Source organism: Actinacidiphila sp. bgisy167 (assembly GCF_965342175.1).
GTDB lineage: Bacteria > Actinomycetota > Actinomycetes > Streptomycetales > Streptomycetaceae > Actinacidiphila.
In genome coordinates this window covers 48,618-72,311 of record NZ_CBDRBL010000012.1, presented here as the reverse complement: position 1 = coordinate 72,311, position 23,694 = coordinate 48,618, and the positions used below count along the sequence as shown (strand labels likewise).

General features: G+C 71.8%; 21 protein-coding genes. 12 read left to right on the top strand and 9 right to left on the bottom strand.

Features of this window, described 5'->3' with window-relative positions:
• Positions 1-6: 6 nt before the first annotated feature.
• The 3 genes from ACRWND_RS07285 to ACRWND_RS07275 all read right to left on the bottom strand — a co-directional run bounded on the left by ACRWND_RS07285 (position 7) and on the right by ACRWND_RS07275 (position 3,298).
• Positions 7-942: an ACP S-malonyltransferase gene (locus tag ACRWND_RS07285; protein ID WP_431947152.1), complete on the bottom strand. Its 936-nt coding sequence runs from the start codon at positions 940-942 to the stop codon at positions 7-9.
• 101 nt (positions 943-1,043) lie between these two features.
• Positions 1,044-2,243, bottom strand: coding sequence for a PucR family transcriptional regulator (locus tag ACRWND_RS07280; RefSeq protein ID WP_431947150.1), 1,200 nt, complete (start codon positions 2,241-2,243; stop codon positions 1,044-1,046).
• A gap of 236 nt (positions 2,244-2,479) precedes the next feature.
• Positions 2,480-3,298 carry a serine hydrolase domain-containing protein gene (locus tag ACRWND_RS07275; RefSeq protein ID WP_431947148.1) on the bottom strand — a complete coding sequence of 273 codons (819 nt, stop codon included), beginning with the start codon at positions 3,296-3,298 and terminating at the stop codon, positions 2,480-2,482.
• A 61-nt stretch (positions 3,299-3,359) separates the two neighbouring features.
• Between ACRWND_RS07275 and ACRWND_RS07270 the strand changes: the two genes are divergently transcribed.
• Positions 3,360-3,821 (top strand): MerR family transcriptional regulator, encoded by a 462-nt coding sequence (locus ACRWND_RS07270; protein ID WP_431947146.1) that lies wholly within the window; start codon positions 3,360-3,362, stop codon positions 3,819-3,821.
• Positions 3,822-3,826: 5 nt separating this feature from the next.
• On the top strand, positions 3,827-4,846 hold the full coding sequence (locus tag ACRWND_RS07265) for an aldo/keto reductase (RefSeq protein ID WP_431947144.1): 1,020 nt from the start codon (positions 3,827-3,829) through the stop codon (positions 4,844-4,846).
• On the opposite strand, the gene ACRWND_RS07260 is transcribed toward ACRWND_RS07265, so the two are convergent.
• Genes ACRWND_RS07260 through ACRWND_RS07250 form a run of 3 tightly spaced genes read right to left on the bottom strand, consistent with a single transcriptional unit; the run spans position 4,807 to position 7,584 of the window.
• A complete protein-coding gene (locus tag ACRWND_RS07260) occupies positions 4,807-5,595 on the bottom strand; it encodes a DUF4429 domain-containing protein (protein WP_431947142.1) in 789 nt (262 codons plus the stop codon). The two genes, ACRWND_RS07265 and ACRWND_RS07260, sit on opposite strands and share 40 nt — an antisense overlap.
• A gap of 54 nt (positions 5,596-5,649) precedes the next feature.
• Positions 5,650-6,846 (bottom strand): alpha/beta hydrolase, encoded by a 1,197-nt coding sequence (locus tag ACRWND_RS07255; RefSeq protein ID WP_431947140.1) that lies wholly within the window; start codon positions 6,844-6,846, stop codon positions 5,650-5,652.
• Positions 6,847-6,900: 54 nt separating this feature from the next.
• Complete coding sequence (locus ACRWND_RS07250) at positions 6,901-7,584, bottom strand: TetR/AcrR family transcriptional regulator (protein ID WP_431947138.1); 684 nt, start codon at positions 7,582-7,584, stop codon at positions 6,901-6,903.
• Between the two features lie 106 nt (positions 7,585-7,690).
• On the opposite strand from ACRWND_RS07250, the gene ACRWND_RS07245 reads away from it, so the two are divergent.
• A complete protein-coding gene (locus ACRWND_RS07245) occupies positions 7,691-9,292 on the top strand; it encodes an MFS transporter (protein ID WP_431947136.1) in 1,602 nt (533 codons plus the stop codon).
• Positions 9,293-9,904: 612 nt separating this feature from the next.
• Here ACRWND_RS07245 and aceE read toward each other — a convergent pair.
• Positions 9,905-12,649 carry a pyruvate dehydrogenase (acetyl-transferring), homodimeric type gene (gene aceE, locus ACRWND_RS07240; protein WP_431947134.1) on the bottom strand — a complete coding sequence of 915 codons (2,745 nt, stop codon included), beginning with the start codon at positions 12,647-12,649 and terminating at the stop codon, positions 9,905-9,907.
• 408 nt (positions 12,650-13,057) lie between these two features.
• Here aceE and ACRWND_RS07235 point away from each other — a divergent pair, with 408 nt between their 5' ends.
• From ACRWND_RS07235 to ACRWND_RS07210, 6 genes are all read left to right on the top strand, one after another.
• Entirely contained in the window at positions 13,058-13,498 is a 441-nt protein-coding gene (locus ACRWND_RS07235; RefSeq protein ID WP_026250565.1) for a DUF3052 domain-containing protein, read from the top strand.
• A gap of 179 nt (positions 13,499-13,677) precedes the next feature.
• A complete protein-coding gene (locus tag ACRWND_RS07230) occupies positions 13,678-14,136 on the top strand; it encodes a peroxiredoxin (protein WP_431947132.1) in 459 nt (152 codons plus the stop codon).
• An 84-nt stretch (positions 14,137-14,220) separates the two neighbouring features.
• The gene (locus ACRWND_RS07225; protein WP_431947224.1) at positions 14,221-14,796 is read left to right on the top strand and encodes a TerD family protein; all 576 of its coding nucleotides are present in this window, start codon (positions 14,221-14,223) and stop codon (positions 14,794-14,796) included.
• Between the two features lie 63 nt (positions 14,797-14,859).
• Positions 14,860-15,435: a TerD family protein gene (locus tag ACRWND_RS07220; protein ID WP_431947130.1), complete on the top strand. Its 576-nt coding sequence runs from the start codon at positions 14,860-14,862 to the stop codon at positions 15,433-15,435.
• 16 nt (positions 15,436-15,451) lie between these two features.
• Entirely contained in the window at positions 15,452-16,594 is a 1,143-nt protein-coding gene (locus ACRWND_RS07215; RefSeq protein ID WP_431947128.1) for a DUF475 domain-containing protein, read from the top strand.
• Positions 16,595-16,675: 81 nt separating this feature from the next.
• A complete protein-coding gene (locus ACRWND_RS07210; RefSeq protein ID WP_431947126.1) occupies positions 16,676-17,407 on the top strand; it encodes a TerD family protein in 732 nt (243 codons plus the stop codon).
• A 27-nt stretch (positions 17,408-17,434) separates the two neighbouring features.
• Here ACRWND_RS07210 and ACRWND_RS07205 read toward each other — a convergent pair whose 3' ends face one another.
• Positions 17,435-18,349: a TerD family protein gene (locus ACRWND_RS07205; protein ID WP_431947124.1), complete on the bottom strand. Its 915-nt coding sequence runs from the start codon at positions 18,347-18,349 to the stop codon at positions 17,435-17,437.
• 223 nt (positions 18,350-18,572) lie between these two features.
• On the opposite strand from ACRWND_RS07205, the gene ACRWND_RS07200 reads away from it, so the two are divergent.
• From ACRWND_RS07200 to ACRWND_RS07190, 3 genes are read left to right on the top strand one after another with little or no spacing between them, the layout of a single operon-like run.
• Entirely contained in the window at positions 18,573-19,739 is a 1,167-nt protein-coding gene (locus ACRWND_RS07200; RefSeq protein WP_431947122.1) for an HpcH/HpaI aldolase/citrate lyase family protein, read from the top strand.
• Positions 19,736-22,225: a phosphoribosyltransferase gene (locus tag ACRWND_RS07195; RefSeq protein WP_431947120.1), complete on the top strand. Its 2,490-nt coding sequence runs from the start codon at positions 19,736-19,738 to the stop codon at positions 22,223-22,225. Before ACRWND_RS07200 ends, ACRWND_RS07195 begins: the two co-directional genes overlap by 4 nt.
• A complete protein-coding gene (locus ACRWND_RS07190) occupies positions 22,222-23,049 on the top strand; it encodes an HAD family hydrolase (RefSeq protein WP_431947118.1) in 828 nt (275 codons plus the stop codon). Before ACRWND_RS07195 ends, ACRWND_RS07190 begins: the two co-directional genes overlap by 4 nt.
• Here the strand turns inward: ACRWND_RS07190 and ACRWND_RS07185 are convergent.
• Positions 23,030-23,674, bottom strand: a complete 645-nt coding sequence (locus ACRWND_RS07185) for a nucleoside/nucleotide kinase family protein (protein ID WP_431947116.1) — start codon at positions 23,672-23,674, stop codon at positions 23,030-23,032. The genes ACRWND_RS07190 and ACRWND_RS07185 overlap by 20 nt on opposite strands.
• Between the last annotated feature and the right edge of the window lie 20 nt (positions 23,675-23,694).

Here is a 23,694-nt window from a genome sequence, read left to right as displayed (position 1 = left end):
GGACTCCTATTCCTGGGTGCCGTGCTCGGCCACGATCACGCGGGCGGCCTCGAGGTCGTCGGGGGTCTTCAGGGCCAGGGTCGTGACGCCGGGCAGCGCGCGCTTGGCCAGGCCCACCAGGGTGCCACCCGGGACCAGTTCGATGATCGCGGTGACGCCGAGTTCCTTGAAGGTCTCCATGCACAGGTCCCAGCGGACCGGGTTGGACACCTGGGACACCAGGCGGGAGACGATCTCGGCGCCCGAGCGCACGACCGTGCCGTCGGTGTTGGACACGTACGGCAGCGCCGGGTCGGAGACCGCCAGCGTCTGCGACAGCTCCTCCAGCACGGCCACGGCCGGAGTCATGTGGTGGGTGTGGAACGCGCCCGCCACCTTCAGCGGGATGACCCGCGCCTTCTCCGGCTTGTCCGAGGCCAGCTCGGCGAGCTGCTTGGCCGTGCCGGCCGCCACGATCTGTCCGGCGCCGTTGATGTTCGCCGGGGTGAGCCCGAGCTTCTCCAGGTGGGCGACGACCGCCTCCGGGTCCCCGCCGAGCACGGCCGCCATGCCGGTCTCGGTGACCGCGGCGGCCTGGGCCATCGCGGTGCTGCGGGTGCGGACGAAGGTCATCGCCGACTCGGCGCTCAGTACGCCGCCGACGGTCGCCGCCGTGATCTCACCGACGCTGTGACCGGCCACGGCGCCCAGCGCGGACCGCGCGGCGGCCGTGTCGCCGAACAGCTGCTCCGCCGCGAGCAGTCCGGCCGCGACCAGCAGGGGCTGGGCGACGGCGGTGTCACGGATCTCCTCGGCGTCCGCTGTGGTGCCGAAGCGGGTGAGGTCGAGACCGGCGGTCGCGGACAGACCGTCGAGACGGCCGGCGACACCGGGGAGTTCGAGCCAGGGGTTCAGGAAGCCGGGGGCCTGGGCGCCCTGGCCGGGAGCGACGAGTACGAGCACGCTTTCAACTCTCTCCTGCGCGGGGCGATCCCCGCCCGTGGGGACAGGGACCAAGAACCGACGGGCGATTTGTTGGTGTCCCACAAAGGCTCCGAGCGCATCTAGGGTGTCTGCCCGGACTCGGAGAGTCGGCCCAGGATGAGAGCGATGCGTAGGGTGAAGGCGGAGCGTACGTCCGAGGGCGACCACCCGGTGACGTCCGTCACACGCCGGAGCCGATAGCGAACGGTGTTGGGGTGAACGAACAACATCCGGGCGGCTCCTTCCAGCGACGAGGCCTGTTCGAGGTAGACGGACAGCGTCTCCAGCAGTGCCGAACCAGCTTCCTCCAACGGCCTGTAGATCTCCTCCACCAGCTGATCGCGGGCGTGTCGGTCGCCCGCCATCGCGCGCTCGGGGAGCAGGTCGTCGGCGAGCACCGGGCGCGGCGCGTCGGGCCAGGCGGCGCACGCCCGCAGGCCCGCGGCCGCCGCCTGGGCGGACTTCGAGGCCGCGAGGAGGTCCCCGACCACGGGCCCGGCCACCACGGGCCCGGGCGCGAACGGCCCGATCAGCGCCTTGGCGACCCGCAGCGGTTCGCCGTCGCCGCCCGCGACCACGATCAGCCGGTCCCCGAGCACTCCGGTCAGCACCTGCAGCTTGGCGTGGCGCGCCGCCCGCCGGATCGCCTCGACGGTGAGCTCGCTGTCGCCGTTCGGCGCCGTGCCGAGCACCACCACGATGTTGTCGGGGGAGCTCCAGCCGAGCGCCGCCGCCCGCGACAGCACGCCTTCGTCCGCCTCGCCGGAGAGCACCGCGTTGACCACCAGGGACTCCAGCCGGGCGTCCCAGGCGCCGCGTGCCTCGGCGGCCTGCGCGTACACCTGGGCCGTCGCGAAGGCGATCTCCCGCGCGTACACCAGCAGCGCCTCGCGCAGCACGGACTCGTCTCCGGGGGCCGCGACCTCGTCGATCGCCGACTCCATGACCTCGATGGTGGTGCGCACCATCTCCACCGTCTGGCGTAGCGAGATCGCCCGGGTCAGCTCGCGCGGGGCGGTGCCGAAGACGTCGGTGCTGATCGCCTGCGGGGTCTCCGGGTGGCGGAACCACTCCGTGAAGGCCGCGATCCCCGCCTGGGCCACCAGCCCGATCCACGAGCGGTTCTCCGGGGGCATGGCCCGGTACCAGGGCAGCTGTCCGTCCATCCGCGCGATCGCGGCCGCAGCCAGGCGCCCCGCGGACTTCTCCAGCCTCCTCAGCGTGGCGGAGTGCGGGTGGTCGCGGGCGGGGTCGAATGCGTTGAGCGCGGGTTCTGGCACGGGTACAAGCCTGCCTTATCCGGGCGGATGGATGGCACGGACCCCTCACCTGCGCGCTCCGTGGCTCGGCGCGGAGGCTCCGGGGGGCCGTCCCGCCGGCGCCGCAGCGCGGGGCGGTCCGGCGAGGCGGTCGGCGCCGTGCCCCGTTGACGGGGCCCGACCCGGCCGGGGCCCTATGACGGTCACCGCCCGGTCCGCGCCGGTCCGGCACGGCGGCCGTTCTCCCGCGGCGCCGGTCAGACCTCTGCCAGCACCGCGTCCGTGAGCGCCGGCCACACCGGCAGGGCCCACTCGCCGAAGTCGCGGTCCGTCAGGACGACACAGGCGACGCCGGCTTCGGGGTCGACCCACAGGAAGGTGCCGGACTGGCCGAAGTGGCCGAAGGTGCGGGGGGAGGACGCGGCGCCCGTCCAGTGCGGTGACTTGCGGCCCCGGATCTCGAAGCCCAGGCCCCAGTCATTGGGGTTCTGGCCGCCGTAGCCGGGCAGCACGCCCTTCAGGCCGGGGAAGGCGACGGAGGTCGCCGCGGCGACGGTCTGCGGGGCCAGCAGTCGCGGCGCCTGCAGCTCCGCGGCGAAGCGGACCAGGTCGTCGACGGTGGATACCGCGCCCGCGGCCGCCGAACCCGGGCAGTCTGTGGCCCGCATGCCGAGCGGCTCCAGCACCGCCTGCCGCAGGTACTCGGCGAACGGGATCCCGCTGGCCTTGGCGATGTGGTCGGCCAGCGCGTCGAAGCCGGCGTTGGAGTAGATCCGCCGCGTGCCGGGGGCCGCCATGGCCCGGTGCTCGTCGAAGGCGAGGCCGGAGGCGTGGGCGAGCAGATGCCGTACGGTCGAGCCCTCGGGGCCGGCCGCCTCGTCGAGCTCGATCGCGCCCTCCTCGACCGCGACCAGCGCCGCGTAGGCGGACAGCGGCTTGGTCACCGAGGCCAGCCGGAAGCGCCGCCCCGTCTCGCCGTACGACCCGACGACCGTGCCGTCACGGCGCACGACCGCCGCCGCGGCCGTCGGGACAGGCCAGTTCTCGATCGCGCTCAGGCTGCTCAGGCTCCGCATGACCGCGAGCCTAACGAATGGCCTTGCCTGGAGTGCACTCCAGGGTTTTAGCGTGGAGGCTATGACCGTGACGCAGGTGGCCAAGAGTGAGCCCGGCAGCGTGCTCAGCTGCTCCGAGGGTGCACGGCACCCGCTCCCGGACGGCAGGGACCGCTACACGATCAGCGAGGTGGCGGACATCACCGGTCTGAGCGCCCACACGCTGCGCTGGTACGAGCGCATCGGGCTGATGCCCCACGTCGACCGCTCGGCCACCGGGCAGCGCCGCTTCACCAACCGGGACCTCGACTGGCTGGCCTTCGTCGGCAAGCTGCGGCTGACGGGGATGCCGGTCGCGGACATGGTCCGCTACGCCGAACTGGTGCGGCTGGGGGACCAGACCCTCTGCGCCCGCCGGGAGCTCCTGGAGTCGACCCGGCGCGACGTGCGGCGGCGGATCGCCGAGCTGCGGGACACCCTCGCGGTCCTCGACCACAAGATCGACACCTACGCTGACGCCCGTCGGGCGCCGGAGAGGGCATGAAAGGCATGAGCGACAACAGCAAACCGATCGCCAAGGTCGCGCTCGGTACGGATGGCCCCCTGGTCGGTGTGCAGGGCCTGGGCTGCATGGGCATGAGCGAGTTCTACGGCCCCACCGACGAGGCCCCCGCCCGCGCCACCCTGGAGGCGGCACTGGACCTCGGGGTCACGCTCTTCGACACCGCCGACATATACGGCCTGGGCGCCAACGAGGAGTTCATCGCGCCCTTCGTCCGCGCGCACCGGGACGAGATCACCCTGGCCACCAAGTTCGGCATCGAACGCAAGGCCGACGATCCGCATCACCGGGGTGTGCGCAACGACCCGGAGTACATCCGGCAGGCCGTCGACGGCAGCCTGCGCCGCCTCGGCGTGGACGTCATCGACCTGTACTACATGCACCGCCGCGACCCCGCCGTGCCGCTGGCCGAGTCCGTCGGCGCGATGGCCGAACTCGTGCGGGCGGGGAAGGTCAGGCACCTGGGCCTGTCGGAGGTGACCGGGGCCGAACTGCGCGAGGCCCACGCCGTGCACCCGGTCGCGGCCGTGCAGTCGGAGTGGTCGCTGTTCAGCCGTGACGTGGAGATATCGCTGACTGGTGCCGCCGCCGACCTGGGCGTGGCCCTCGTGCCGTACTCCCCGCTGGGCCGCGGGTTCCTCACCGGCTCCTTCCAGGACGCCTCGCAGTTGTCCGCGGACGACTTCCGGCAGTACCAGCCCCGCTTCTCCGGGGAGAACGCCAAGCGCAACCTGGACCTGCTGGAGCCGCTGCGCGAGATCGCGACGGCGCACGGCGCCACGCCCGCCCAGATCGCCCTGGCGTGGGTGCAGCAGCGGGCGCGGGTGCACGGGCTGGCCGTCGTGCCGATTCCGGGTACGCGCAGGGCCGAGCGGGTGCGGGAGAACGTGGCGGCGACGCGGATCGTGCTGGACGAGGGCGAGCTGGGGCGGTTGGAGCCGATCGCGGGGCAGGTCGCGGGTGACCGCTACCCGGACATGTCCTCGACGTCGGCGGCGCGCGAGTAGCTGTCGCGGTCCGGGGCGGGCCGTGTCCGCGCGGTCCGCTGGATCGCCGCGACGACCGCCGCCGCGAGCGGCAGCGACTCGTGGACGAGCCCGTAGCCCAGACCGAAGACCACGGTGGCCGGGTCGTCGTCCGGGTTGCCGGCGCCGCGGCCGTCGCCGTCACGCGGCAGCAGCCGCAGATGGCCGCCGAGCATCTCGGGGGAGCGCCAGTCCACCCCGGACAGCTCGCTGACCGGGAAGTGCTGGTCACCTGCCTTCCACTTGGCGGTCGAGGCGCCGGTCCAGAACCAGCGGAAGGACACCGTCTCGCCGTCGAAGGAGGCCTTGCCGTCGTAGGCCTTGAACGACAGGGGCGCCGAGGGCGCCTCCACCAGGTGCCGAGGGGCGGGGCCGGCGTCCGCGCCGCCCCCGGCGGCGGTGATCGCGGAGAGCAGCTGCTCGGCGTAGTACTCGGCCAGCAGCTCCCGCTCGGCGGGCAGCACCAGACGGTAGGGGTCGGAGATCTCCTTGAGCTGGCCCCGCGCGGCCACCATCAGCGGATCGGCGCCCTGCCGCGGAAGCGCGCGCAGCACGACCGTGCCCCGCCGCCACGGGGCGAGCTCCACGCCCGACAGGGCCGCGTACGGCAGGCGCCGCCGCGCCAGGGTCTGCAACAGCTTCGAGTTGCGCATGCCCCGCTCGTAACGGATGAGCACCGCATCGGCGTCGAACTCCCATACGGCGTTGGATCCGGCCAATACGTCACCCATACGGGTCATGGTAGGCCGCGTCGTCGTTTCGGGAACCGGCCGGGCACGGCCGGACTAGGCCATGTCCGCCGTGCAGTCGCTGCCGGGGGCGCACCGGACGTGCGCGTAGCGGCCGAGGGCGATGCTGGTGAAGTTGGCGAGGCTGTCGGTGCCGGCGCGGAAGTACCCCGCGTGCCCCTCGGCGGCATCGGAGGTCACCACACGGGCGCCGAAGGATCGGGAGACGGGGTCGGCGCCGTGCCCGAGCCCGGCGAACTCCATGTGCGGTACGTCGCTGATCCAGTCGGTGCTGTCGCGTGTCGCCCACACCCGGGCGGTCGTGCCGAGGTCGGCCGCCTTGTCCACCCGCATCCCGGGGCTGCCGAGGACGATGATGTCGGAGACCCGGCCGTGCGGCAGTTCGGGGGCGGCGACCCCGCACAGCACCGAGCCGTAGGAGTGGCAGAACAGCGCGACGTGGCCGCGGGCCGGCAGCGCCCGTACCAGCGCGGCCAGCCGGACGGCGCCCTGCTCGGCCAGCTCCCCGGTGGAGGCGTCCAGCCCGACGCCCTGCGGGGTGGTGTAGTCGGCCCAGGCGATGACCGCCGTGCGCGTGCGGGGGGCTGCGGCACGCTCGGCGGAGTACAGGGAACGCGCCATCCCGACCGGGGCGCGGGTGGGATCGGCCGCACGTTCGAAAGAGAGCACGTCGGTGTCGACGCCGGGCACGACGAGCGCCACGCGCTCGGCGTCGCCGAGGTCGCCGAAGACCTCGGCGGCCCGGCCGCGGCCGGTGGGATCGAAGGCGAGGATCTGTCGTCCGCCGGCGAGCAGGGAGGCGTAGCGGTCGGCCCGCTGCGCGGCGTCCTGGCGGCCCTCTGCGGTCAGTTCGGGGCTGTGCGAGCGGGCGGTCTCCTCGGCGCGGGCCGTGACGAGCGAGCGCCGGTTGGCCTGGTAGCGCAGCGTGAGCGGGGCGCCGTCGAGGTTGCCCACGACGAGCGGGTAGCGGTCGGCGAGCCGCTTGCCCGACTCCGGTCCGATCGCGCCGAAGAAGCGCGCGATGACGCCCGGGGCCGCCTGGGGGTCGGGGAGCGGACGCCCGCCCACCGAGCCGTGCCGCCACGCGGCGGTGGCCACCGACAGCGCGTTCCCGCCGCCCTCGTGGTGGCGCAGCACGGTCCAGCCGGTGGTCGCCAGCATCACGAAGACCACGGCAAGGGCCAGGAAGGCGCGCAGGGAGGGGGAGCTGAATCGCTCGTCGGCGAGGTTCACTGGGGGACACCCTAGGAGACGCCGTACACCGCCCGGAGCACGCAGTGACTCACGTCACGTTTGGAGCAGGGAGATTCCGGACAGACCGCGGTGTTCGTCCCAGGGCTGCGCCAGGACCGGGACCAGCAGGTCGAGATGCTCCTCGGTGATCCGGCGGATGGACTCCACAGTGGTCTCGTCGCCGTTGCCCCACAGGCGCTGCGCCGCCCGGATGACCCCGCCTACGGCCGACACCAGCACCCGCGGCCGCGGGTCGGCCGGGTCCAGGCCCTCGCGGGCGGCGATGACCGAGGCCAGCTGCTCCTCGACGAGCGCCGAGTGGCGCATCTGCGCGGACAGCAGCGTCGGCGTCGACTCGATCACCCGGTACATCGCCATGTACGTGGGCAGCGGTACGACGGCGGCGATGACGGCGCCGATGCTGTGCCAGGACTCGTTCAGCGCCGCGCGCAGCGCCTCGAAGGGGGCCTCGCCGGCCGGGCGCTCGGCCACCGCGCCGACGAAGGCCGCCTCGACGATGTCCTCCAGTGCGAGCGCGACCTCCTCCTTGCCCGCGAAATAGCGGAAGAAGGTGCGCTGCGAGACCTCCACCTCCGCGGCGATCTCGTCGACGGTCGTGCGCTCGTACCCCTTGACGACGAACAGCTCGATCGCCGCCCGTATGAGGGCGTCGCGCGTGCGCCGCTTCTTGCGTTCGCGCAGCCCGCACACGGGTGCCGCGCACGTCGCGTGCTTCATCTGCCGTCCACCTCCGTTGGGGCCACGATACTTTCCGTGCAACCTGTCAGTTACCAGCGCATGTCTGCTTTGGTCACTTGTCAGTCTCTGCCATATTCTCCTGCCCATGACCCAAGGCTCCGTCGTCACCGACAAGGCCCCGGAACCGATACCGGCGCCTTCCAAGAAATCCCTCCGCGGTCACTCCTGGCTGACCCTGTTCTCGGTCGCCGTCGGCGTCATGGTGGTGGCGCTGGACGGCACGATCGTCGCCGTCGCCAACCCGGCCATCCAGGCCGACCTGGGCGCCTCCCGCGAGCAGATCCAGTGGATCACCACCGGCTACATGCTGGCCCTGGCGGTCTCCCTGATCACCGCGGGCAAGCTCGGCGACCGGTTCGGCCACCGCCAGACCTTCCTCGTCGGCCTCGCGGGCTTCGCCCTCACCTCCGGCCTGATCGGCGTGTCCAGCGGCGTCGGCATGGTGATCGCGCTCCGCGTCCTGCAGGGCGTCTTCGGCGCGCTGCTGCAGCCCGCCGCGCTCGGCCTGCTGCGCGCCACCTTCCCGGCCGAGAAGCTCAACATGGCCATCGGCATCTGGGGCATGGTCATCGGCGCCTCCACCGCCGCCGGACCGATCGCGGGCGGGCTGCTCGTCGAGCACGTCAACTGGGAATCGGTCTTCTTCATCAACGTGCCCGTGGGCCTGGTCGCGCTCGCCATGGGCCTGGTCATCCTGAAGGACGTACGCGCCGAGAACGCCCCGCGGTCCTTCGACATCCCAGGCATCGTGCTGCTCTCCGGCGCGATGTTCGGCCTGGTGTGGGGCCTGATCAAGGCACCTGAGTGGGGCTGGGGCGATCCGCTGACGCTGGGCTTCCTGGTCGGCTCGGTGCTGCTCTTCGTACTGTTCGCGCTCTGGGAGAACAAGTCCGCCGAGCCGCTGATCCCGCTGCGGATGTTCCGCTCGGTGCCGCTGTCCGCGGGCACCGCGCTGATGGTGCTGATGGCCTTCGCCTTCCTGGGCGGCCTGTTCTTCGTCACCTTCTACCTGCAGAACGTGCACGGCATGTCGGCGGTGGAATGCGGCGTCCACCTGCTGCCGCTCACCGCGATGATGATCGTCAGCTCGCCCGTCGCAGGCGCGCTGATCACCAGGTTCGGCCCCAGGGTGCCGCTGGTCGGCGGCATGGTGTTCACGGCGGTCGCCATGTTCGGCATGACGAGCCTCGAGGCCGACTCCGGCACAGCGGTCATGTCCCTCTGGTTCGGACTGCTGGGCCTCGGCCTGGCCCCCGTGATGGTCGGCGCCACCGACGTCATCGTCGGCAACGCCCCGCTGGAGCTGTCGGGCGTGGCCGGCGGCCTCCAGGGCTCCGCGATGCAGGTGGGCGGCAGCCTCGGCACCGCCGTGCTGGGCACGGTCATGGCCTCGCGGGTGGACGGTGTGCTGCCCGAGAAGTGGGCCGCCGCGGGCCTGCCCCCGCTGAAGGGCGAGCAGGCGGCGCAGGCCGCCGACGCGGTCGTGGTCGGTGTGCCGCCGGTCGCCAAGGACACCCCGGCCGAGGTCGTCGCGCTGGTCACGAAGGTCACCCATGAGACCTTCCTTTCGGGAATGGGCCTCGCCTTCACCGTCGCCGGCGTCGTGGCCGCCTTCGCGGCGGCCATCGCCTTCCTGACCAAGCGCGGCGTCAACGCGGACGCCGCGGGCGGCGGCGTGCACATCTGACGCCGGAGAACCCCCTATCCGGGTGAACGAGGCCCGGGGCCCTTGGCGGCCCCGGGCCTCGCCGTTCACCGTGGAAGCACGGCCACCACGGGGGAGTGATCCACATGCACGGCGCAGTACCGGCAGCACTGACCGCCCTGGCAGCACTGACCGTCCTGGGCCTTGTGCTGACCGCGGCAGCCGCGGCCCGGGCAGCCCCGGCCACTCCGGCGCTCGCTGCCGGGCCGCCCCGGCCGCCGCGGCGGGCGGTCCCGCCACTCGCCGCGATCCGGGCGAGCCGCGCCCATGGGCCGGAGGCGGCTTCCGCGGGGCACGTCTCGTCCACGAACGCGCGGACACAGACATCGGAACCCCGTGCGCCGCTGCCGCCGGGGACGTCCGCGAAGTCGCCGGCCCACCGGTCCGGCGGGCCGGTGACGACCCGCCGGAGCGCCGGCAGCGCCACCCCAGGGCGACTTCACGACGTTCCCGTCCGGCACAGGGGTCCCGGAGCCACGGCACACGGTCCGCGCCTTCCGGATGGCCGGCCGGTGACCGGGCCCGCGGGGAGCCGGGAACGACCGAGGCCCCCGCCGCGTGGTCGCGACGGGGGCCCCGGGTGGGGCGACGGCCTTACGCGTCGCCGCCCGCGGCGCCGGGGTCGGCGGCCGCGACGTCGAGCAGCTTGTAGCGGTCGATCGCCTGCTTCAGCACCGAGCGGTCGATCTTCCCTTCCCTGGCGAGCTCGGTGAGCACGCCGAGGACCACCGACTGGGCGTCGATGTGGAAGAACCGGCGCGCCGCGCCACGGGTGTCGGCGAAGCCGAAGCCGTCGGCGCCGAGCGACTGCCACGTGCCGGGCACCCAGCGGGAGATCTGGTCCGGGACGGCCCGCATCCAGTCCGACACGGCCACGAAGGGGCCCTCGGAGCCACTGAGCTTCCGCGTCACGTACGGGACGCGCTGCTCCTCCTCCGGGTGGAGCAGGTTGTGCTCCTCGGCCTCCACGGCGTCACGCCGCAGCTCGTTCCAGGAGGTCGCGGACCACACGTCGGCCCGGACGTTCCACTCCTCGGCGAGGATCCTCTGCGCCTCCAGCGCCCACGGCACCGCGACGCCGGACGCCAGGATCTGCGCCGGGATCGCGCCCGCCTCGGCGGACCGGTACTTGTACAGGCCCTTCAGGATGCCCTCGACGTCCACGTTCTGCGGCTCGGCCGGCTGGACGATCGGCTCGTTGTAGACGGTGAGGTAGTAGAAGACGTTCGGGTCCTCGCCGGGGGCGGGCTGGCCGTACATGCGGCGCAGGCCGTCCTTGACGATGTGGGCGAGCTCGAAGCCGAACGCCGGGTCGTAGGCGACGACGGCCGGGTTGGTCGAGGCCAGCAGGTGCGAGTGGCCGTCGGCGTGCTGCAGGCCCTCACCGGTGAGGGTGGTGCGGCCCGCCGTGGCGCCCAGCACGAAACCGCGCGCCAGCTGGTCGGACATCTGCCAGAACTGGTCGCCGGTGCGCTGGAAGCCGAACATCGAGTAGAAGACGTAGACCGGGATCAGCGGCTCGCCGTGGGTGGCGTAGGAGGACCCGGCGGCGATCAGCGAGGCGGTGCAGCCCGCCTCGGAGATGCCGTCGTGCAGCATCTGGCCGGTGGGGGACTCCTTGTAGGCCAGCAGCAGCTCGCGGTCGACCGACTCGTACGTCTGGCCCAGCGGGTTGTAGATCTTGGCCGACGGGAAGAGCGAGTCCATGCCGAAGGTGCGGTACTCGTCCGGGGCGATCGGCACGAAGCGCTTGCCGATCTCCTTGTCCCGCATGAGGTCCTTCAGCAGCCGGACGAAGGCCATGGTGGTGGCGATCGTCTGCTGGCCGGAGCCCTTGCGGGTCGCCGCGTAGGCCTTGTCGTCCGGCAGCGCCAGCGGCTTCGCGCGCACGACGCGGGTCGGGACGTAACCGCCCAGGCCCTTGCGCCGGTCGTGCATGTACTGGATCTCCTCGGAGTTCCGGCCCGGGTGGTAGTACGGCGGGGCGCCGGACTCGAGCTCCTTGTCGGAGATCGGCAGGTGCAGCCGGTCGCGGAAGCGCTTGAGGTCCTCGACCGTCAGCTTCTTCATCTGGTGGGTCGCGTTGCGGCCCTCGAAGTTCGGGCCGAGCGTCCAGCCCTTGACGGTCTGGGCCAGGATCACGGTGGGCTGGCCCTTGTGCTCACGGGCCGCCTTGTACGCCGCGTAGATCTTGCGGTGGTCGTGGCCGCCGCGGCCCAGGTGCAGGATCTGGTCGTCGGTGAGGTTCTCGACCATCGCGCGCAGCCGGTGGTCGTCACCGAAGAAGTGCCGGCGGATGTAGGCGCCGGTCTCGGTGGCGTAGGTCTGGAACTGGCCGTCGGGCGTGGTGTTGAGCTTGTTCACCAGCACGCCGTCGCGGTCCTGGGCGAGCAGCGGGTCCCAGGAGCGGTCCCAGATCAGCTTGATGACGTTCCAGCCGGCGCCGCGGAACTGCGACTCCAGCTCCTGGATGATCTTGCCGTTGCCGCGCACCGGGCCGTCGAGCCGCTGCAGGTTGCAGTTGACGACGAACGTGAGGTTGTCCAGGCCCTCGCGGGCGGCCAGAGAGAGCTGGCCGAGCGACTCGGGCTCGTCCATCTCGCCGTCGCCGAGGAACGCCCACACGTGCGACTGCTCGGTGTCGGCGATGCCGCGCGCCTGCAGGTAGCGGTTCATCCGGGCCTGGTAGATCGCGCCCAGCGGGCCGAGGCCCATGGAGACGGTCGGGAACTCCCAGAAGTCCGGCATGAGACGCGGGTGCGGGTAGCTCGACAGGCCGTACGGCGCCTTGGACCTCTCCTGGCGGAAGGCGTCGAGCTGGGTCTCGGAGAGCCGGTCCAGCAGGAAGGCGCGGGCGTACACGCCGGGGGAGGCGTGACCCTGGAAGAAGATCTGGTCCCCTCCCTTGCCGTCGTCCTTGCCCCGGAAGAAGTGGTTGAAGCCCACGTCGTACAGGGAGGCGGAGGAAGCGAAGGTGGCGATGTGCCCGCCGACGCCGATCCCCGGCCGCTGGGCCCGGGACACCATGACCGCCGCGTTCCAGCGGGTCGCGTTCAGGATGCGCCGCTCGACGTCCTCGTTGCCGGGGAAGAACGGCTCGTCCTTGGTCGCGATGGTGTTGACGTAATCCGTGCTGCGCATCTCGGGCACAGCGACCCGCCGCTCGCGGGCCCGCTCGATCAGGCGGAGCATGAGGTAGCGGGCGCGCTCACGTCCGCGCTCGTCGATGGCGGCGTCAAGCGAGTCGAGCCATTCCGCCGTCTCCTCGGGATCGAAATCCGGGACCTGGCTGGGAAGGCCGCCAATGATGATCGGGTTGCGATCTGATCCGGAAGCCACGCTATTCCTTCGCTTCTAGGGTCTTGCTCTGCTGGGTCGCGCCGCCTCCATCGTGTACCGCGCGTTCGGGATACGTCATCTCTACCGAGTGGTAACCACCACTAAGTGAGACAGACCCCCCTCTTGCAGACCCTCTTGAGGCTCGCGCGTGGCTGTCCGGTGGCCGTTCGACCAAACGGCAACTCTACGCCCAGTCGGACGTACGACCGACCGCAGCGCCGATTGGGTAGAAATCCTGGCATAGTGGAGTGAGCTACGTCACCCCTCACGGTTCGGGTTGCGGTGACACGTCAACGTTTGGGCGGGATGGGCGGCTGGGTACTTGCGCGATCCGCCGCGCCCGTGTGGACTACCGCCCATAACCCCGCACTGGAGCGGGAAGACGACCCCCATGACAGGAGGCAGAGCGTGAGCGCGACCGCGGGCCACGCGGAGGAGCAAACCAACCCGGCGAGCCGGCTTGGTTTTGAGCCCGGACAGGTGGTCCAGGAGCTCGGCTACGACGACGACGTCGACCATGAGCTCCGCGAGGGTATTGAGGGGATCACGGGCGAAGAGCTCGCGGACGAGGAGTACGACGACGTCGCCGACGGCGTCATCCTGTGGTTCCGTGATGATGACGGCGATCTGACCGACGCCCTGGTCGACGCCACGTCCGCCATCGACGAGGGCGCCCAGATCTGGCTCATGACCCCGAAGACCGGCCGTGACGGGCACGTCGAGCCGAGTGACATCGGGGAGGCCGCGCAGACCGCGGGCCTGGCCCAGACCAGCAGTGTCAACGTCTCCAAGGACTGGACCGCCAGTCGACTGGTGACCCCCAAGACGGCGAAAGCCGGCAAGCGCTGAGCAGCGCCGCAGGCCGCACCGCGCCCCCGTGACCGAGCGTCGCGGGGGCGCGGTGCGTTTGCCGGGACCGCGATGCGTTGGGCGTGGGCCGCGGCGCCCCGGCGGGGGCCGCGGTGCGAGACTGGCGGCAGGGCCCGGGCGCGGGCTCCGTCACCGTCCACAAGAGAGGTGTGTCCCCCATGGCGCTCGCCGTCGGCGACCAGGCCCCGGACTTCGAACTGCGGGACCAGCACGGCCGGACCGTGCGGCTTTCCGACTTCGAGGGTGCCAAGAAGGTCGTGCTGCTCTTCTACCCCTTCGCCTTCACCGGGGTCTGCACGGACGAGTTGGGCGCGCTCCGCGACGAACTGCCGGCCTTCCAGAACGACGAGGTCCAGCTGCTCGCCGTCTCCACCGACTCGATGCACACCCAGCGGGTCTTCTCCGACCAGGAGGGCCTGGACTTCCCGCTGCTGTCCGACTTCTGGCCGCACGGCGAGGTCTCCCGCGCCTACGGGGTCTTCGCCGAGGACAAGGGCTGCGCGCTGCGCGGCACCTTCGTCATCGACGAGAAGGGCGTGGTCCGCTGGACCGTCGTCAACGGACTGCCGGACGCCCGTGACCTGAACGAGTACCTCAAGGCGCTCGAAGCCCTGTAGTCGCGGGGAACCGGGTACTAGCCTCGGGGCGTTGATCCTGATACGACCTCGAGACAAGCAGAACGCGACGACATGGGAGGACTCGTGGGAGTCAGCCTCAGCAAGGGTGGCAACGTATCGCTGACGAAGGAGGCCCCCAACCTCACGGCCGTCGTCGTCGGCCTCGGGTGGGACGCCCGCACCACCACGGGCGTGGACTTCGACCTCGACGCCAGCGCCCTGCTCACGGGCGCCGAGGGCAAGGTCCTCTCCGACCAGCACTTCGTCTTCTTCAACAACCTCAGGAGCCCCGACGGCTCCGTGGAGCACACCGGTGACAACATCACGGGTGAGGGCGAGGGCGACGACGAGCAGATCAAGGTGGACCTGGCAGGGGTGCCGACCGAGGTCGCCAAGATCGTCTTCCCGGTGTCGATCTACGACGCCGAGACCCGTCAGCAGTCGTTCGGCCAGGTCCGCAACGCGTTCATCCGGGTGGTCAACCAGGCCGACGGCAGGGAGCTCGCCCGGTACGACCTCACGGAGGACGCCTCGACCGAGACGGCGATGGTCTTCGGGGAGCTGTACCGCCACGGTGCCGAGTGGAAGTTCCGGGCCATCGGCCAGGGTTATGCGTCCGGCCTGCGCGGCATCGCGCAGGACTTCGGCGTCAACGTCTGATTCGCCGGGGCCTCGCGGTCCGCGTCCTGCGGGCCGCGAGCCCCCGCGGAGGAGGAGTACAGCATGGGCGTGACGCTCGCCAAGGGGGGCAACGTCTCTCTCACCAAGGCCGCACCCAACCTGACCAACGTGCTGATCGGTCTCGGCTGGGACGCGCGCTCCACCACCGGAGCGCCCTTCGACCTGGACGCCAGCGCGCTGCTGTGCGCCTCGGGCCGGGTGCTCGGCGACGAGTACTTCGTCTTCTACAACAACCTCAAGAGCCCGGAGGGCTCGGTCGAGCACACCGGCGACAACCTGACCGGTGACGGCGATGGCGACGACGAGGTCCTGCTGGTGGACCTGACCGCCGTGCCCGAGCGGGTCGACAAGATCGTGTTCCCGGTGTCGATCCACGACGCCGATGTCCGCGGCCAGACCTTCGGGCAGGTCAGCAACGCTTTCATCCGGGTGGTCAACCAGGCCGACCAGAGCGAGCTGGCGCGCTACGACCTCTCCGAGGACGCCTCCGGCGAAACGGCGATGATCTTCGGGGAGTTGTACCGTTACGGCGGTGAATGGAAGTTCCGAGCCGTTGGCCAGGGGTATGCATCAGGGCTCCGGGGCATCGCCCTAGACTTTGGGGTCAACGTTTCGTAAAGGGATTGGATATCCAGTGCTCCTCCGAACTTTCGGGTGGTCGTTCGGCGTCACCGCCGCCGGCCTGGCCCTCGCCGGTTTCCTGTGGGGTGCCAAGGGGTTTGCCCTCGTGGCCATCCTGTCGGTGCTGGAGATCTCGCTCTCCTTCGACAACGCGGTGATCAACGCGGGCATCCTGCGGAAGATGAACGCCTTCTGGCAGAAGATCTTCCTCACCGTCGGCATTCTGATCGCCGTCTTCGGCATGCGCCTCGTCTTCCCGATCATCATCGTGTCGATCACGGCGAAACTCGGGCCCATCGAGGCCGTCAACCTGGCGATCAACGACAAGGAGAAGTACGAGCACCTCGTCACCTCCGCGCACCCGTCGATCGCCGCCTTCGGCGGGATGTTCCTGCTGATGATCTTCCTCGACTTCATCTTCGAGGAGCGTGAGCACAAGTGGCTCGCCTGGCTGGAGAAGCCGCTGGCCAAGCTCGGCAAGCTCGACACGCTCTCCGTGGTCGTCGCCCTCGTCGCCCTGCTGATCACCGCCACCACCCTGGCCACCGACGTCTCGCACGGCGGTGGCGACAAGTCCTCCACGGTGCTGCTCGCCGGCATCGGCGGCCTCCTGACCTACCTCATCGTCGGCGGTATCTCGAGCTACTTCGAGGACCGGCTGGAGGACGAGTCGGAGGAGGCCGACGAGGAACTCGACGAGCTGAGCGCGGGCGGCAAGCCGGCAGGCAGCGGATCCTCGGCCGTCGGCCTGGCGGGCAAGGCGGCGTTCTTCCTCTTCCTCTACCTCGAGGTCATCGACGCGTCGTTCTCCTTCGACGGCGTCATCGGCGCGTTCGCGATCTCCAACGACATCTTCATCATCGCCCTCGGCCTGGGCATCGGTGCGATGTACATCCGGTCGCTCACCGTCTTCCTGGTCCGCAAGGGCACCCTGGACGACTACGTCTACCTGGAGCACGGCGCGCACTACGCGATCGGCGCGCTGGCGGTCATCCTCCTGGTCACCATCAAGTTCGAGATCAACGAGGTCATCACCGGCCTCGTCGGCGTCGTCCTGATCGGCGCCTCCTACTGGTCCTCGGTGGTGCGAAACCGCCGTCTCGGGGAAAGCTCCGAGCAGCGGGACGACAAAGCGGAGGTGACGAGCGGGGTCTGAGCCCTGTCTCGTCAGGACAACCGGTACGCCGCCCCCCGCCCACCCGGCGGGGGGCGGCCCGCGTGCAGGGGACGGACGGACATGTGGAACTTCCTGCGGCCGAGCGGCGGCTTCAACGCGCAGTTCGACGTGGCGAACGCGCACACCATCGAGCTCACCAGGCGGCACCAGGCCGTCTCCCTGTCCAAGCAGGGCGCGGCCGCCGGCAATCTGCGCATCAACCTGTCCTGGCAGATGCGCACCTCCGACACCGGCGGCTGGAACCAGCGCAGAGGCTCCTGGCTCAGCCGCCAGACACAGTTCTTCAGGCCCGAGCCGGTGCAGGCCGCCGGCCCCGCCATGGTCAACGTCGACCTCGACCTGGCGTGCATGTACGAGCTCGCCGACGGCACCAAGGGGGTCGTCCAGCCGCTCGGCGGCTTCCTCGGCGACCTCGACGCCCCGCCGTACATCCAGATGACCGGGGACGACCGCTTCGGCGGCTCATCCGGCGAGACGCTCTACATCAACCTCGACAAGCACGACGAGTTCAAGCGCATGCTCGTCTTCGTCTACATCTACGACGGCACGCCCGCCTTTGATCGGACCCACGCCAAGGTGGAGATCTTCCCCAGTTCCGGCCCGCGGATCGAGATCCTGCTCGACGAGCGCGAGCCGCAGGCCCGCTCCTGTGCCGTGGTGCTCATCGAGAACAAGAAGGGCGACCTGACCGTGCGCCGCGAGGTGAAGTACGTCTACGGCTTCCAGGCCGAGATCGACCGGCTCTACGGCTGGGGCCTGCAGTGGGGCCGCGGCTACAAGACCAAGGCCTGAGGAGCGCGCGGCCCCCGTCGGGCAGGCTCAGCGGCCTTCCTGGAACTGCGGGCCCATCGGCGGCAGCCGGAACGCCTGCACCGGCTGCGGGTAGCCGTAGCCGTAGGCGGGGGCCGGCTGCTCGTGCGGGTAGCCGTACGCGGGGGCGGGAGCCGGGGCCGGGGCGGCCACGGTGGGCTGCGGCTCCTGCGGGTAGCCGTAGGCGGGGGCGGCCACGGTGGGCTGCGGCTCCTGCGGGTAGCCGTAGGCGGGCGGCGCGGCGGGCTGCGGCGGCACCGGCGCCGGGGCCTGCAGGGTGTACTCGTCCGGCTCGGCGGCCAGGACGGTCGGCGGCACGGGCTGCGGGGGCGGGGCCGACTCGTCCTCCGTTCGCTGCGGAGGCGCCTCGTCGAGGTCGCCCTCCTCCACGGTGACGCCGAACTCGGTGGCCAGCGCCTCCAGCCCCGAGGCGTAGCCCTGTCCCAGCGCGCGGAACTTCCAGCCGCCCGCCCTGCGGTACAGCTCGCCGCAGATCAGCGCGGACTCGTCGCCGGTGTCCGGGACGACGTGGAAGAGCGCCAAGGGCTCCCCCTCGGGCTCCGCGGCCGTGTCGTAGAGCAGCACCGTCAGGTCGGAGACCAGGGCGAAGGGGCCGCCGTCCGAGGAGGCCGCGACGACCACCCGTTCCACGCCCTCGTCGAGAGCGGTGAGGTCCACCTCGACGGCGTCCGTCAGCCCGGCTGGTTCGCTGCGCTTGGGCAGGTGCCGGGCGGCGCCCCCGGGGTGCCGCGGCTGGTTGTAGAAGACGAAGTCCTCGTCCGAGCGCACGCGGTCGTCCGCGCCCAGCAGCAGCGCCGAGGCGTCGACGTCCGGCACACCCGCCCCCGGGCTCCAGCGGAGCACCGCCCGCACGCCCGAAGCCGTCACCGGGATGTTGGAGCCCTTCACCATCGCCTGCGTCATGCGCGTAATCCTGCCCTCCCGACGCCCGTGCCCACAACGCGGGGGCTGCGGTGGGCGGGCCGTGCGGGAGCGGCACGGCGGACCGGCGGTCACACGCCGGACCGGAAGCGGTTACCTGATTTTCACGTACGCCGGGAACGTCCGCGCGACCCCGCACGTACGATAATCGGCCACGGCGTCGGGGGACGCTTCCCACCTTTCCACCAACAGCCACGGGGGACGCATGCGCCACTTCGGGCACCTCGCACCCGACGTACGGAACGAGCTCTTCCACCGGGAGCCCGCCGAGTTCTCGGCGGCCTCACCTGCCGCCACGCTGGCCGTCGCGCTCGGCGCCACCCTCTACTGCCCGGCCACCCGGCCGAGGCTCGCCGACGACGTGCTCAAGCAGGGCGCGCGCGGCGTCGTGTCGATGGTGCTCTGCCTGGAGGACTCCATCGACGACCGCGAGGTCGAGGCCGGGGAGGAGAACCTCGTCCGCCAGCTCGGCGAACTCTCCCACCGGCTCCAGGACGGTGACCCCCCGCTGCTCTTCATACGCGTCCGCACCCCCGAGCAGATCACCGACCTCGTGCGCCGGCTCGGCGCCGCCGCCTCCCTGCTCTCCGGGTTCGTGCTCCCCAAGTTCACCGAGGAGTCCGGGGTCCCCTTCCTGGAGGCCCTCGCCGCCGCCGAGGCGGACTGCGGGCAGCGGCTGTTCGCGATGCCGGTCCTGGAGTCCCCGCAGCTGCTCCACCTCGAGACCCGCACCGAGACCCTGTACGGCATCTCCCGCACCGTCGACAAGTACCGCGACCGCGTCCTCGCGCTGCGGCTCGGCGTCACCGACTTCTGCTCCGCCTACGGGCTGCGCCGCTCACCCGACATGACGGCCTACGACGTCCGCATCGTCGCCTCGGTCATCGCCGACGTCGTCAACGTCCTCGGGCGCGCCGACGGCACCGGCTTCACCATCACCGGACCGGTCTGGGAGTACTTCAAGCACTCCGAGCGCATGTTCAAGCCACTGCTGCGGCAGAGCCCCTTCGTCCCCGAGGCCGTCGACCTGCGCGACGCCCTCATCCAGCGGGACATGGACGGACTGCTGCGCGAGATCGAACTGGACCGGACCAACGGCCTGCAGGGCAAGACCTGCATCCACCCCTCCCACGTCCAGCCCGTGCACGCGCTCAGCGTTGTCAGCCACGAGGAGTGGAGCGACGCCGTCGACATCCTCCACGAGGACCGCAGCGGCGGAGGCGTGCTGCGCTCGGCCTACACCAACAAGATGAACGAGGTGAAGCCGCACCGCGCCTGGGCCGAGCGCACCGTACGGCGCGCCGAGGTCTTCGGCGTGGCGCGGGAGGAGATCGGCTTCGTCGAGCTGCTCGCCGCGTGCGTGCCGTCATGACCCGCGGCGAGAGGGAGAGTGCCCCGCACGTGGCGGACGGGCATGTCTGGTCCGGGCAGTGGGTCGCCGACCGGCTCGGCGTCACCCTGCGGGGCGACGGGCTGAGGGATCTGCTCGGCCTCGCTCTGCGCCGCAACCCCAAGCGGGCGCACCTGCTGGTCTCCAACGTGCTGGGCAAGCATGTGCCCCAGCGCCCCCGGATCGTCTACGAGGCCGGATACGGCCTCGGGGCGCGCGTGCAGGAGCTGCTGGGCGAGGAGGAGGCGGCCCGGGCCGTGGTGCTCGGCTACGCCGAGACCGCGACCGGTCTCGGGCACGCCGTCGCCGACGGTATGGGGACCGCCCCCTACCTGCACTCCACGCGGCGCCCGGTCCCCGGGGTCGAGCCGGTCGGCGGCTTCGAGGAGGAGCACAGCCACGCGACCTCGCACCTGCTGCTGCCCGAAAACCCCGGCCTGCTGGCCGGGGACGGGCCGCTGGTGCTGGTCGACGACGAGTTCTCCACCGGCCGGACGGTGCTCAACACGGTGCGGGCGCTGCACACCCGCTATCCGCGCCGCCGCTACGTGGTGGTCGCCCTGGTCGACATGCGCTCGGAGGCCGACCGCGCGCTGCTCGCCGGATTCGCGGCCGAGCTGGGCGCCGGCGTCGACGTCATCGCGCTGGCCTCCGGCACGGTCGTCCTCCCCGACGGGGTGCTGGAGCGCGGACAGGCGCTGGTCGCCGCGCACAGCGCCACCGCCCGCCCTGAGCCCGCCCGACCCGCCCCGGCCGCGGCGCCGCACCGGGTGCACCTCGACTGGCCCGCCGGGCTGCCCGACGGAGGCCGGCACGGCTTCACACCGGCGCACCGCGCGCAGCTGGAGGCGGAGCTGCCGGCGATGGCGGCACGCCTGGCCGAAGGGCTGGCGGGAAGCCGTGCCGAGGGCTCGCGCGCCCGCGGCGACGGCCACCCGGCGCCCCGCGTCCTCGTCCTCGGCGCCGAGGAGCTGATGTACGCCCCGCTGCGGCTGGCGCAGGCCCTGCAGGACGCCCTGCCCGCCGCGGAGGTGCGGTTCTCCACGACGACCCGTTCGCCGGTCCTGGCCGTGGACGATCCGGGGTACGCGATACGTACCCGGATCGCCTTCCCCGACCACGACGGCCCGGCCGACGGCCCCGGCGAACGCTACGCGTACAACGTGGCGGGCGCGGGCTTCGACGCCGTCGTCGCGGTCGTGGACAGCGTGGGCGACACACCCGCCCTGCACGCCCCCGGAGGGCTGCTCGCGCAGCTCCCCGCCCATACCGAAAGGCTCCTGCTGGCCGTGGTGCCCTCGTACGAACCCCGCCCGCCCGCCCCGACGCTCCCGGAACCGCTGCGCGGGCCCGCGTTCTCCTCGTACGCGCCCGACGAGGTCGGCTGGCTGCTGAAGGACCTCTCCGACGTCGAACTGGAGGCGCCCACCGAGGAGCGCGAGGAGGCCATCCAGAGCGGCGGGGCGCACTACGCGGAATCGCTGCCCGTGGAGTACCAGCCCAGCGCGGAGTACCAGGAGCTGTTCCGGACCGCGCTGACCGACTCCGCCGCCCGGATCGCCCGCGCCGTCGGCGCCGTGACCGAGCTGGTGCTCGCCGAACGCGGCCCGGACGCCGTCCTGGTGTCGCTGGCCCGCGCCGGCACCCCGGTCGGCGTGCTGATGCGCCGCTGGGCCCGGCACGCGCACAACCTGGACCTGCCGCACTACGCCGTGTCCATCGTCCGCGGCCGGGGCATCGACACCACCGCCCTGCGCTGGCTGGCCGAGCACCACGACCCCGCCCGGGCGGTGTTCGTCGACGGCTGGACCGGCAAGGGCGCCATCACCCGCGAACTGGCCGACGCCGTGGCCCCCTTCGCAGGCTTCGACCCGGAGATCGCGGTGCTCGCCGACCCCGGGTCGTGCGTGCGCACCTTCGGCACCCGCGACGACTTCCTCATCCCCTCCGCGTGCCTGAACTCCACCGTCTCCGGCCTGGTCTCGCGCACCGTGCTGCGTGCCGACCTGATCGGCCCCGGCGACTTCCACGGCGCCAAGTTCTACCGAGAGCTGGCCGGCGCGGACGTCTCCCGCCTCTTCGTGGACGAGGTCTCGGCCCGCTTCGCCGCCGTGGCCGACGAGGTCGCCCGGGACGTCAAGGAGCTCCGGTCCGGCGACCGCACGCCCACCTGGGAGGGGTGGGCCGCGGTCGAGCGGATCAGCGAGGAGTACGGCATCGGCGACGTCAACCTGGTCAAGCCCGGCGTCGGCGAGACCACCCGGGTGCTGCTGCGCCGCGTGCCCTGGCGGGTGCTCGCCCGGCGGGGCGCGGGCAGCGATCTGGCGCACATCAGGCTGCTCGCCGAGCAGCGCGGAGTCCCGGTGGAGGAGGTGGACGACCTGCCGTACTCGTGCGTCGGGCTGATCCACCCGCGCTTCACCCGGGGCGCGACCGGAACGGACGGCAAGGCGGTGGACGCCAAGTGAAGCAGCGCCCGGAGATCGTGAGGTCCCTCGTCGCCAGCGACCTGGACCGCACCCTCATCTACTCGCCGTCGGCCCTCGCCCTTTCCGTGGCCGACGAGGAGGCCCCGAGGCTGCTGTGCGTCGAGGTGCACGAGGGCCGGCCGCTGTCCTTCATGACGGAGACCGCAGCGGCGCTCATCCAGCGCCTCGCGGCCGCCGCCGAGTTCGTCCCGACGACCACCCGCACCCGCAAGCAGTACCGGCGCATCAACCTGCCGGGCCCGGTGCCCCGGTACGCGATCTGCGCCAACGGCGGGCACATCCTGGTCAAGGGCCACACCGACCACGACTGGAACGCCGAGATGCGCCGCCGCCTCGCCGAGGGCTGCGCGCCGCTGGAAGAGGTCCGCGCACACCTGGCCCGCACCGCCGACGCCACCTGGCTGCGCAAGGAGCGCGTCGCCGAGGACCTGTTCGTCTACCTGGTCGTGGAGCGGTCGCTGCTGCCCGAGAGCTGGGTGAAGGACTTCGCCGAATGGGCGCGCGAGCGGGGCTGGACGGTCTCGCTGCAGGGCCGCAAGGTCTACGCCGTGCCGGGGCCGCTCACCAAGTCCGCGGCCCTGGCCGAGGTCGTCCGCCGCACCGGCGCCGACCACGTGCTCGCCGCGGGGGACTCCCTCCTCGACGCCGAACTGCTGCTCGCCGCCCACACCGCCTGGCGTCCCGGCCACGGCGAACTCGCCGACACCGGGTGGGGCGCGCCGCACGTCGACGCGCTGACCCTGCCGGGTGTCGCGGCGGGTGAGGAGATCCTGCGCCGGATGCTCAGCGTGGCGCGCCGCTGATCAGGCCGGGGCGCACGACCCGTGTGCACGCGCTGCGCGCCGCCTCGACGCGCAGCGCGTTCGGCCGTTCGCTGGCCTCGATGAAGGCGCGGGCCTCCGCCTGCGTACGACCGCCCGTCACATGCCGTGCCAGCAACCGCTCCTCGCGGACGGCCGCGTCGGCCTCGACGTACCACAGCTCGTCCAGCAGCTCCCTGACCTCCTGCCAGCCGTCGGCCCCGTCGGCCAGGTAGTTCCCCTCCGTCACCACCAGCCGGGCCTGGGGCGGGACGGCGATCCCCGCGGCGACCGGCTTGTCCAGGGCCCGGTCGAAGTCCGGCGCGTAGACCGTGCGGCCCTGCGGCGAACGCAGCCGCCGCAGCAGATGGACGTAGCCGTCCACGTCGAAGGTCTCCGGCGCGCCCTTGCGGCCGCGGAGTCCGAGGCGGTCCAACTGGGCGTTGGAGAGGTGGAAGCCGTCCATGGGCACATACGCCGCCGTGCCCGCGCCGAGCCGCGCGTCGACCTCCGCCACCAGCGAACGGGCCAGCGTCGACTTGCCCGCGGCCGGCGCGCCCGCCAACCCCAGCAGCACCCGCCTGCCTGCCATGCTGGGCACCAGGGCGAGGACGTCATCCACGTACATGCCGCCACCTTAAGGAGCAG